Genomic DNA, 10,306 nt, shown 5'->3' on the forward strand with positions numbered 1-10,306 from the left:
TCACCATGCCGCCGCACAGGCGCAACATCGGCATGGTGTTCCAGAACTATGCGCTGTTCCCGCATATGAACGTCTTCCACAACATCGCCTTTCCGCTGAAGCAGCGCCGCGTATCGGCCGCTGAAACGTCTGAACGCGTCGAGCGGGCGTTGGGCCTGGTACAGCTGAAAGGCCTTGGCGAGCGCCGCGTCGACCAGCTCTCCGGCGGCCAGCGCCAGCGCGTGGCCTTGGCCCGCGCCATCGTCTTCGAACCGCGTATCGTCTTGATGGACGAGCCGCTCTCGGCGCTCGACAAAAGCCTGCGCGAGCACATGCAGATCGAATTGCGCAACCTGCATCGAAGGCTCGGCATGACGACGGTCTACGTCACGCATGATCAGCGCGAGGCGATCACCATGTCGGACCGCATCGCCGTCATGAATGCCGGGCGCATCGAACAGATCGACCAGCCGGAAGTTCTCTACGCCAGGCCGCGGACGAAGTTCGTTGCCGGCTTCATCGGCGAGTCCAGTTTCGTTCCGGTCGAAAGCCGCAACGGCAGTGTTTGGTACGAGGACAGGAAGCTTCGCATGACGTCAGCCGCACCGACCGCCGGACGGCATCTGATGGTGGTGCGGCCGGAAAAGCTGCGCCTGATCGCCGGCGAACCGACAGGCGGCATCAACCTGCTGCCGGCGACCGTCGGCGACGTTATCTATCAGGGCGACAGCTTCGTCTGCTACGCGACGCTGAAGGCCGGGCGGCAGGTGACGTTGCGCGACTATTGCCGCTCCGATGTGCTGGCGAAACTGCCGGCGCCGGGCGAGCCGATCATGCTCGGCATCGATGCCCAGGACGTCGTGCTGGTGGCCGACCAATGAGCCTCGCATCCGCCAGCCTTGATCGTGCCGTCGGCCCGGATCGCGCGCTCAATTCCGATGCGCTCAACGCCGATGCGCGACGGGAAGCGCGCGGCATGCTCGCGCTGCTGTCACCCGCGCTCTTCCTGGTCTTCGCCGTCATCATCGTGCCGATCTGCTGGCTGTTCTGGCTTTCGCTGTTCGATGAGAGCGGCCAGCTCAGCGCCGCCAATTACGCGCGCTTCTTCGAGCAGGCGTCCTACATCAAGACCTTCGCCACCACCTTCAAGGTGGCCTTCACCGTCACCGGCGCCTGCGTGCTGCTCGGCTATCCCTTGGCCTATATGCTCTCGCAACTGCCGCGCCGCGCGGCGTCGATTTGCCTGATCTTCGTCATCCTACCGTTCTGGACCTCGGTGCTGGTGCGCACCTATGCCTGGCTTGTCATCCTGCAGCGCAAGGGGCTGGTGAATACGTGGCTGATGGATCTCGGCGTGATCGGCCAGCCGCTGCCGCTCGCCAACAATTTCGCCGGCGTCGTCATCGGCATGACCCACATCATGCTGCCCTTCCTGGTGCTGCCGCTCTACGCCTCGATGAAGACCATCGACGTCGACTGTCTGCGCGCCGGCATGAATCTCGGCGCCAGCCCCGCCGCCACCTTCCGGCAGATCTTCTTTCCGCTGTCGCTGCCGGGCCTCGCTTCAGGCCTGGTCATCGTCTTCGTGCTTTGCCTCGGCTTCTTCGTCACGCCGGCGCTGATGGGCGGCGGCAAGGTGATCATGTGGGCCATGCGTATGGAGCAGACCACCAGCCTCTATTCCAACTGGGGCGCGGGCGCGGCACTTGGCGTCGTGCTGCTCGCCGTCACGCTGGCGCTGCTCGGCCTCTTCCACTGGCTGCTCGGCGCCCGCGCCACCGGGGTCTGGAACCGGCGATGACCATGGAAAACGCCCTGCCGATCTCGCACCGGCAACGCCTCTGGCTCTACGCGCTCGGCGGCCTCGTCATGCTATTCCTGATCGCCCCGTCTGTGATCATCGTCATCATGTCCTTCTCCGGCTCCTCGCTCCTGGAGTTCCCGCTGCAGCAATGGTCGTTGCGCTGGTACGAAAGCTATTTCGGTTCCCTCGAATGGCGCGACGCCACGGTCGTCTCGGTCAAGGTAGCGGTGATGACGGCGATCGTCGCGACGCTGCTCGGCACTGCGGTCGCCTACGCCATCAACGCCCGCACGCTCAGGATGACCGGCTTGATCAACGCGCTGCTCACCGCATCGCTGATCATTCCGGTCATCCTCATCGGTATCGGCACGTTCTTCCTCTATGCCCGCATCGGCCTCAACAACACGCTGACCGGCCTCGTCATCGCGCACACAGTGCAGGCGCTGCCGCTGGTCGTGCTGACCGTGCTGTCGGGATTGCGCTCCTACGACATGAACCAGGAGATGGTGGCGCGCAGCCTCGGCGCCGGCCGCTTCTCCGCCTTCTTCCAGGTGACGATGCCGCAAATCAGATTCTCGATCGTCTCAGGCGCGCTGTTTGCCTTCATCACCTCCTTCGACGAGGTGGTGGTGTCGCTGTTCATTTCCGGCGGCGAGACCACGACGCTGACGCGCCGCATGTTCAATGCGCTGCGCGACCAGATCGATCCGACGATCGCCGCCATTTCGACTTGCCTGATCGTGCTATCGATCGTCTTGTTGTCCGCCGCCCAGCTTTTCGGCCGCGGACGTTGATATAGGATACCAGAACCAGCATGCGTGACTTCCAGTTTCCCGGCCGCTCGCCGGTCCGCGCCACAGAGGCGATGGCCGCGACCTCGCATCCGCTTTCCACCCTTGCCGCCATCGACATGCTGCGCGCCGGCGGCAACGCCATGGATGCCGCCGTCTGCGCGGCCGCGGTCCAGGCGGTGGTCGAGCCGCAATCGACGGGCATCGGCGGCGACTGTTTTGTGCTCTATTGCCCGAAGGGGCAGGGCGAGGTGGTCGCCTTCAACGGCTCTGGCCGCGCGCCCGCCGCCGCGACCATCGACTGGTACCGGGACAAGGGATTCAGCGAACTGCCGCTGCATGGCCCGCACGCGGTCACCGTTCCAGGCGCCGTCGACGCCTGGTGCCGGCTGCTGGAAGGCCACGGCCGCAAGGGCTTGGCCGATGCGCTCGCTCCGGCCATTCACTATGCGGAAGAAGGCTATGTCGTGCACGACCGCGTCGCCTTCGACTGGCACGACCCCGAGACCGACCTGTCGGCCGACGAGGTTGCGACGCGCATCTTCCTGCCAGGCGGCAAGCCCCCGAAAGCGGGGGACATCCATCGCCAGCCGGAGCTGGCGGAGACGTTGCGCATCATCGCCAGGAAAGGCCGCGCCGGTTTCTACGAAGGCGAGGTCGCGGACGATCTGGTCGGACGCCTTCGCGCGCTCGGCGGGCTGCACACGCTGGAAGACTTCGCCGCGACCAGGGGCGATTACCGAACCCCGGTCAGCGCCTCCTATCGCGGTCACGACATCCACCAGATGCCGCCGAACAACCAGGGCCTGACCGCGCTTCTGATGCTGAACGTGCTTTCGGGCTTCGATCTCGGCAGGCTCGATCCCGAGGGCGCCGAGCGCCTGCATCTGGAGATCGAGGCAGGGCGCCTGGCTTACCAGGATCGCGATTCGTTCGTCGCCGACCAGGATCATGTCGACGTGCCGGTCCAGGCGCTGCTTTCCAGCGCCTATGCCGACAGCTTGCGCGCCGCGATCGACCCCGAGCGCGCCATGACCCATCTGCCGCGCCTCAACCTGCCGGGCAGCGACACGGTCTATATCAGCGTCGTCGACCGCGACCGCAACGCGGTCAGCTTCATCAACTCGACCTATTATTCCTTCGGCAGCGGCGTCGTCGGCCCGAAGACCGGCGTCGTGCTGCAGAACCGCGGTTCCAGCTTCCGCCTCGATCCGAGGCACCCGAACGCGATAGCCCCCGGCAAACGGCCGATGCACACGATCATGCCGGGCATGATGACGAAGAACGGTTGCGCCATGATGCCGTTCGGCGTCATGGGCGGCGGCTACCAGCCTTTCGGCCATGTGCATGTCGTGACCAACATGATCGACTTCGGCATGGACCCGCAGCAGGCGATCGACGCGGCGCGCGTCTTCTACAACCACGACGTCGTCGAGGCCGAGCGCAGCGTGCATCCAGACGCCATCGAAGGCCTGCGCCGGCGTGGCCATCGTGTTGTTGAGCCCGACCACCCGCTGGGCGGCGGACAGGCGGTGCTCATCGATTGGGAAAAGGGCACGCTGACCGGCGCGTCCGATCCGCGCAAGGACGGCCTGGCGCTTGGATATTGAGCAGCGCTGGACATCGGCCGATCGTTCGAAACATAGTTTGGAACCATGACAAATAGCGAAAACGCCACCGATCTCGACCATCGTCTTGCCCCTGGGGCCGACGACGCGCCCGCCATCGCCGCGCCCGAACGGACAGTCCTCTCGCATGGCGGGCTGCGCAAGCTGATCCGCGATACGGTGGCGCGGCTCAACGCGCTCGGCATCGGCCGTGGCGATCGCGTCGCGATCGTGCTGCCGAACGGCCCGGAAATGGCGACGGCCTTCATCGCTGTGGCGGCGGCCGCGTCCACCGCGCCGCTCAATCCGGCCTACCGGGCCGACGAGCTCGATTTCTACCTGACCGACATCGGCGTCAAGGCGATCCTCGTCGGCAAGGATGAGGCAGGTCCCTCGGTCGAGGCGGCCGCGCGCCTCGGCATCCCGGTGCTTCGTCTGGTCGTGCCTGAAGGCTCGCGAGCGGGTGTTTTCATGATCGAAGGCGAGCCGGTTGGGCCACCGGTTTCTCCCGGGTCGGCCGAGGATGGCGACGTTGCGCTTCTGCTCCACACCTCCGGCACCACCTCGCGCCCGAAACTCGTGCCGCTCAGCCACGCCAACCTTGCTGCGTCGGCCGCGCATATCGGCGCCACGCTCGGCCTGACCCCGGCCGACCGCTGCCTCAACATCATGCCGCTGTTTCACATCCATGGCCTGATCGCCGCGGTGCTGTCCTCGCTTGCCGCCGGCGGCAGCGTCTTCTGCACGCCGGGCTTCAACGCGCTGCGTTTCTTCCAGTGGCTCAGCGAAGCGAGGCCAAGCTGGTACACCGCCGTGCCGACCATGCATCAGGCGATCCTGCCGCGCGCCGCCCGCAATCCGGAGCAGCTCGCCGAAGCGAAGCTGCGCTTCATCCGTTCGTCGTCTGCATCGCTCCCAGCGCAAGTGATGGCCGAACTCGAAGCGACCTTCGGCTGCCCGGTGATCGAATCCTACGGCATGACCGAGGCCGCGCATCAGATGGCGTCCAACCGCTTGCCGCCCGGCCTGCGCAAGCCCGGCAGCGTCGGTGCGTCGGCCGGGCCTGAAGTCGCCGTCATGGCGCCGGATGGGCGATTGCTCAAAGCCGGCGAGATCGGCGAGATCGTCATTCGCGGCCCGAACGTCACCGCCGGCTATGAGAAGAACCCGGACGCCAACGCCAGCGCCTTCGCCCATGGCTGGTTCCACACCGGCGACCAGGGCGTGCTCGACGAGGACAACTATCTGCGCGTCACCGGCCGGCTGAAGGAGATCATCAACCGCGGCGGCGAGAAGATCTCGCCGCTCGAGGTCGACGACGTGCTGATGGACCATCCGGCGGTGGCGCAGGTGGTCACCTTCGCCATGCCGCATGACAAGCTGGGCGAAGAGGTGGCGTCCGCCGTCGTGCTGCGCGAGGGCCAGAGCGCCAGCGAGGCCGACATTCGCGGTTTCGCCGCGACCCGGCTCGCCGATTTCAAGGTGCCGCGCAAGGTGGTGATCCTCGACGAGATTCCGAAGGGCGCCACCGGCAAGCTGCAGCGCATCGGCCTCGCGGCAAAGCTCGGTCTCGGCTGATGCGCATCACAGTCTTCGGCGCCGGCGCCATCGGCGGCTATCTTGCCGCCAAGCTCGCGATTGCCGGCTCGGTCGATTTGTCGATCGTGGCGCGCGGCGCGCATCTGGAGGCGATCAAGGCCGACGGCCTTCGCCTGATCGAGGACGGCAAGGAAATGGTGGCGCCGGTAAGGGCGGCTGCGCGCGCCGAGGAACTCGGCGTGCAGGACTATGTCGTGCTGGCGCTGAAGGCGCATTCGTTGGCGCCGGCGCTCGAGCAGATCGCGCCGCTGCTGGGCGAGGGCACAGCCGTCGTCACCATGCAGAACGGCGTGCCCTGGTGGTATTTCCACAAGGCAGGCGGTGCGCTCGAAGGCACGCGGCTTGACGCGGTCGATCCAGGCGGTGCGATCTGGCAGCGCATCGGACCGGAGCGCGTCATCGGCTCCGTCGTCTATCCCGCCGTCGAGGTCGATGCTCCAGGCCTGATCTGCCATGTCGAGGGCACGCGCTTCTCGCTGGGCGAGCCGTCGGGCGAGAAGAGCGAGCGGGCCACCGCCTTGGCGCGCGAAATGGTCAAGGCCGGGCTGCAGGCCCCGGTGCGCGAGGACATCCGCTCGGAGATCTGGGTGAAGCTCTGGGGCAATCTCTCCTTCAACCCGATCTCGGCGCTGACCGGCAGCACGCTGGCGGCCATCGTCGCCGATGAAGGCACGCGCGACGTCGCCCGCGCCATGATGCTGGAGGCGCAGGCGATCGGAGAGCGCCTCGGCGTGCGCTTTCCCATCTCCGTCGACGGTCGCATCAAGGGCGCAGGCGATGTCGGCGAGCACAAGACCTCGATGCTGCAGGACTTCGAGCGCGGCCGCCCGATGGAGATCGACGCCCTGGTCACGGCGGTGCAGGAACTCGGCCGCCTGACCGCCCAGCCGACGCCGACCATCGACAGCGTGCTGGCGCTGGTGCGGCGGCTGGCGATCGAGCGCGGGTGTTATTAAAGGAATGCCGGTCCCGAGGATCCCTCGCTTCACTCCGATAGCTCTAACCGCCACAATGAACAAAAATAGAACAAAAGGGTTTCGCTTGAATTGACTCCGCAAGGAACATTTTCCTATTTCGTAGGCTATGCCGGAGCCCAGCAGCAGAACCCGACGCGTCGTTCAGACACTGAGCCGAGCCCATGACATCGGGCAGCTAATCCGCGTCCGCTGCATCAACTGCAACATCACCCATCACTACCTCCCCGGAGATCTCCTCAAGCTCATGGGGGACATTCCATTCTGGGACGTCGAGCGGCACATGCGATGCGAGCGCTGCAAGCAGCGGGAGTTCGACGTCGATATTTTGCTGCCCAGCGCCGTCCAGGGCGTGAAGATACGCGTGAGGCGCCTTGTGGGGGTGCGTATGGTGCGGCGGGTGATCTGGCGAGACGAAAAAGATTGATAGATCATCTCCTCGCCGGGTCAGAGCCCGGTCAAAGTAGTGACATTTGGCCACCCGCCGCATTCCCGGCATTTGGGAACTTGATCTGCGTGGTCGGCTTCTCGACAATCACCAAGGCGTCGTCGGGCGCTGTCCGCTGCATGTGCCGCGCTTCGGACCATGGGGCCGTGAGCCAGGTTTCAACTTCCTCCCGCGTGGTGAGGATCACCGGCATGGCCTTGTCGTGGATGGGCGCTATGAGGGCGTTGGGCTTGGTCGTAAGGAAGCCGTAAAGCTCGAAGTCTCCAGGCCCATCCTTGACCCTGCGGACCCCCTGCCAGCGCGTCCACATGCCAGCGAAAAAGAACAGGGGTCGGTCCCCGCTTCGCGCAAACCAGTAGTTCCGCTGTATGCCCGTCTCGGGATCCTTGTCGTTGGGGGTGGGGCTCGGCTCCGCGAAGCTTGTGACGGGCACCACACAGCGGTTCTCCACGCCGACATATTGCTGCCAGTGGCCATACTGCGGATTGCGGATGTTGGTGGTCCCGTAGTCCGCCTTGCCCTTCACCCGCTCTGCCGGCGTTGGCATGCCCCACAGCAGCTTGGCAAGCTCACGCTGGCCATCGGGGGCATTGCGGACCACTGCGCCGGGCATGTTGGGATAGACGTCCAGCGAGGGCTCAAGGTTGCCCATGATGTCGCGCATAGCGCGGGTCCACTCGCGGATGGCGTCCTGGCTTGTGGTGATGTTGTAGAGGTTGCACATCTGCCCACGATGCCTCAGCGATCGCGCGTAATCCAGAAACAAAAATGGCCCACGGACCTGTACTGGTCGGTCGAACATGCCTGCATCTCGAACCTCTCTAAGGTCTCCTTTCGGGTTTCCACGTGGCCGGCCAACTGGCCGCGCACCATTGCCCCCTGCTGCAAGGCGCTGGCGGGAACTGGATTGTTGGGTTCTGATGGCGCGGCATCGCCATCCTGACACGAATTGTCACCTGCCGAGCGACGCACCGCTGGCAGGCGAACGATCGGTTCCTACTTGATGTCTGGTCCAAACCCGGGAGGAAATCATGACCACTGCGGAAATTGCCAAGGATTTCACCGAGCTCCTCAAACAGGGCGACAGCCACAGCGCCGCCGCGAAATACAATGCCGACGACATCGTCAGCTACGAAGCCATGGAAGGACCGATGGCCGTCTGCAACGGCAAGGAAGCCGTCAAGCAGAAGAGCGAATGGTGGGAAGCGAACCATGAGGTTCACGGCGGTTCGGCCGAGGGTCCCTATGTCAATGGCGACCAGTTCGCCTTGCGCTTCAGCTTCGACGTGACGCCAAAATCGACCGGCGAACGCGTCAAGATGGATGAGGTCGGCCTCTACACGGTCAAGAACGGCAAGATCAGCGAAGAGCGTTTCTACTACTGAGGCCGGATATTGCACGCGGCGGCCGGGCTCCGGCCGCTGCCAGGCAAGCTTCAAATCGTCTGCGCAAGTTGGTCGGCCGATTTGTCCCAGTGGCCAAAACCATCAAAATGCGGGCCACCGCAAAGCGCTGGCAAAGCTTGCAGGGCCGGCCTAGGCTTCCGCCGGATTCGAAACCCCACCCGACAGAGGCCCGCCTTGACCATCACCATGTATGGCATCACCACCTGCGACACGATCAGGAAGGCGCGCGTTTGGCTGGAAAGCCACGGCGTGCCCTATCGCTTCCATGACTACCGAGCCGAGGGGATCGAGGCTGGGAAACTGGACGGCTGGGTCGGCAAGGTCGGCTGGGAAAAGCTGCTCAACAAGGGCAGCGCCACGTTTCGCGAGCTGCCGGAGGCGGACAAGGCCGGGCTGGACGAGAAGAAGGCGAAGAAACTGATGCTCGCCAAGCCGACGATGATCAAGCGGCCGGTGCTCGAGGTGGGGGAGCGGGTGTTCGTGGGCTTCAAGCCGGAGGTTTACGAGGAGGCGGTGGGCGGAAAATAGGCGCGACTACTCTTAGGCCGAGTTCCTTCGCCCCCCTCTCTGTCCCGCCAGCATCTCAACGTTTACGCCTGTAGGTATTCCGCCAGCGCCACCGCATTGTTGTGCACCTCGTCATGCGCGCCGTAGAGCAGCGTCACCTTGCCCTCGCGCAACAGGTCACGCAGCTGCACTACCGCCTCCTTGTTGACATCGAGCTCGGCGCGGTACCGCTTCTGGAACTCCGCCCAGCGCTCCGGCTCGTGCCCGAACCATTTCCGCAGCGCGTCGGTCGGCCCGATCTCCTTCAGCCATAATGCCAGTTCGGCGTCCTTCTTGGCGACGCCGCGCGGCCAGATGCGGTCGACCAGCACGCGCTGGCCGTCGGCTTTCGCCGGCGGCTCATAAACACGCTTCACCGCAATGTCGAAGGCCATCACATCTCCGCTGGCGAGGAGGTTACGCCCACTCGCCCTTGCTCATCACCGGCACGCGGCTGCCGTCCTTGGCGACGCCGTCAATGTCGATCTTGTCGGAGCCGATCATCCAGTCGATGTGGATGAAGCTTTTGTTGCCGCCGCGCGCGGCGATCTCGTCCTGGCTAAGCGAGGCGCCGTTGACGAAGCACTTCGAGTAGCACTGGCCGAGCGCGATGTGGCAGGCGGCGTTCTCGTCGAACAGCGTGTTGAAGAACAAAAGCCCGCTTTTCGAGATTGGCGAGGAATGCGGCACCAGCGCCACCTCGCCCAAGCGGCGCGCGCCCTCGTCGGTGTCGAGCACCTTCTTCAGCACGTCCTCGCCCTTCGAGGCCTTGGCCTCGACGATCCGCCCGCCTTCGAAGCGCACCAAAATCTCGTCGATCAGCGTGCCCTGGTAGGAGAGCGGCTTGGTCGAGGATACGTGACCCTCGACGCGCCTTGCATGCGGCGTGGTGAAGACCTCCTCGGTCGGGATATTGGGATTGCAGGTGATGCCGTTCTTCGCCGTCGAGGCGCCGCCCATCCATTCATGGCCCTCCGCCAGCCCGACGGTGAGATCGGTGCCCGGTCCGGTGAAATGTAGGGAATGAAAACTGTGCTCGTTCAGCCATTTCGTGCGCTCGGCCAGCGCGGCGTTATGCGCCTTCCAGTTGCCGATCGGGTCTTCGACGTCGACGCGCGAGGCGGAGAAGATGGCGTCGGCGAGCTTCACCAC

At 64.9% G+C, this 10,306-nt stretch carries 11 protein-coding genes; 8 read left to right on the plus strand and 3 right to left on the minus strand.

What is annotated here, in order from left to right; genetic code table 11:
- The 6 genes from EOA23_RS27055 to EOA23_RS27080 form a co-directional block, all read left to right on the plus strand.
- Positions 1–860 (plus strand): ABC transporter ATP-binding protein (locus EOA23_RS27055; RefSeq protein WP_145966492.1); only part of this gene is annotated, 860 nt, incomplete at its 5' end.
- On the plus strand, positions 857–1,780 hold the full coding sequence (locus EOA23_RS27060) for an ABC transporter permease (protein ID WP_127306392.1): 924 nt from the start codon (positions 857–859) through the stop codon (positions 1,778–1,780). The genes EOA23_RS27055 and EOA23_RS27060, both read left to right, overlap by 4 nt.
- Positions 1,777–2,577 carry an ABC transporter permease gene (locus EOA23_RS27065; protein WP_127306393.1) on the plus strand — a complete coding sequence of 267 codons (801 nt, stop codon included), beginning with the start codon at positions 1,777–1,779 and terminating at the stop codon, positions 2,575–2,577. Before EOA23_RS27060 ends, EOA23_RS27065 begins: the two co-directional genes overlap by 4 nt.
- A 20-nt stretch (positions 2,578–2,597) precedes the next feature.
- Entirely contained in the window at positions 2,598–4,184 is a 1,587-nt protein-coding gene (gene ggt, locus EOA23_RS27070; RefSeq protein WP_127306394.1) for a gamma-glutamyltransferase, read from the plus strand.
- A gap of 45 nt (positions 4,185–4,229) precedes the next feature.
- The gene (locus EOA23_RS27075; RefSeq protein WP_127306395.1) at positions 4,230–5,759 is read left to right on the plus strand and encodes an acyl--CoA ligase; all 1,530 of its coding nucleotides are present in this window, start codon (positions 4,230–4,232) and stop codon (positions 5,757–5,759) included.
- On the plus strand, positions 5,759–6,736 hold the full coding sequence (locus tag EOA23_RS27080; RefSeq protein ID WP_127306396.1) for a 2-dehydropantoate 2-reductase: 978 nt from the start codon (positions 5,759–5,761) through the stop codon (positions 6,734–6,736). Before EOA23_RS27075 ends, EOA23_RS27080 begins: the two co-directional genes overlap by 1 nt.
- Before the next feature lie 476 nt (positions 6,737–7,212).
- Here the strand turns inward: EOA23_RS27080 and EOA23_RS27090 are convergent, their stop codons facing one another.
- Complete coding sequence (locus tag EOA23_RS27090; RefSeq protein ID WP_127306401.1) at positions 7,213–7,926, minus strand: SOS response-associated peptidase; 714 nt, start codon at positions 7,924–7,926, stop codon at positions 7,213–7,215.
- Between the two features lie 307 nt (positions 7,927–8,233).
- On the opposite strand from EOA23_RS27090, the gene EOA23_RS27095 reads away from it, so the two are divergent.
- Both EOA23_RS27095 and EOA23_RS27100 read left to right on the plus strand, forming a co-directional pair.
- A complete protein-coding gene (locus EOA23_RS27095; protein ID WP_127306398.1) occupies positions 8,234–8,587 on the plus strand; it encodes a SnoaL-like domain-containing protein in 354 nt (117 codons plus the stop codon).
- 195 nt (positions 8,588–8,782) lie between these two features.
- On the plus strand, positions 8,783–9,136 hold the full coding sequence (locus tag EOA23_RS27100; protein WP_127306399.1) for an ArsC family reductase: 354 nt from the start codon (positions 8,783–8,785) through the stop codon (positions 9,134–9,136).
- Between the two features lie 62 nt (positions 9,137–9,198).
- Here EOA23_RS27100 and EOA23_RS27105 read toward each other — a convergent pair whose 3' ends face one another.
- Both EOA23_RS27105 and EOA23_RS27110 read right to left on the minus strand, forming a co-directional pair.
- On the minus strand, positions 9,199–9,549 hold the full coding sequence (locus EOA23_RS27105; protein WP_127306400.1) for a DUF488 domain-containing protein: 351 nt from the start codon (positions 9,547–9,549) through the stop codon (positions 9,199–9,201).
- A gap of 22 nt (positions 9,550–9,571) precedes the next feature.
- The coding region (locus EOA23_RS27110; protein WP_145966493.1) for an aminopeptidase at positions 9,572–10,306 on the minus strand (735 nt) is incomplete at its 5' end.

The organism is Mesorhizobium sp. M2A.F.Ca.ET.042.01.1.1 (assembly GCF_003997405.1).
In the GTDB taxonomy this organism is placed as follows: domain Bacteria; phylum Pseudomonadota; class Alphaproteobacteria; order Rhizobiales; family Rhizobiaceae; genus Mesorhizobium.

What these genes read in the sequence shown, in the direction of transcription:
- EOA23_RS27060 (WP_127306392.1), top strand. Translation starts at nt 857, where the DNA reads ATGAGCCTCGCATCCGCCAGCCTTGATCGTGCCGTCGGCCCGGATCGC.
- EOA23_RS27065 (WP_127306393.1), top strand. Translation starts at nt 1,777, where the DNA reads ATGACCATGGAAAACGCCCTGCCGATCTCGCACCGGCAACGCCTCTGG.
- ggt (WP_127306394.1), top strand. Translation starts at nt 2,598, where the DNA reads ATGCGTGACTTCCAGTTTCCCGGCCGCTCGCCGGTCCGCGCCACAGAG.
- EOA23_RS27075 (WP_127306395.1), top strand. Translation starts at nt 4,230, where the DNA reads ATGACAAATAGCGAAAACGCCACCGATCTCGACCATCGTCTTGCCCCT.
- EOA23_RS27080 (WP_127306396.1), top strand. Translation starts at nt 5,759, where the DNA reads ATGCGCATCACAGTCTTCGGCGCCGGCGCCATCGGCGGCTATCTTGCC.
- EOA23_RS27090 (WP_127306401.1), bottom strand. Translation starts at nt 7,926, where the DNA reads ATGTGCAACCTCTACAACATCACCACAAGCCAGGACGCCATCCGCGAG.
- EOA23_RS27095 (WP_127306398.1), top strand. Translation starts at nt 8,234, where the DNA reads ATGACCACTGCGGAAATTGCCAAGGATTTCACCGAGCTCCTCAAACAG.
- EOA23_RS27105 (WP_127306400.1), bottom strand. Translation starts at nt 9,549, where the DNA reads ATGGCCTTCGACATTGCGGTGAAGCGTGTTTATGAGCCGCCGGCGAAA.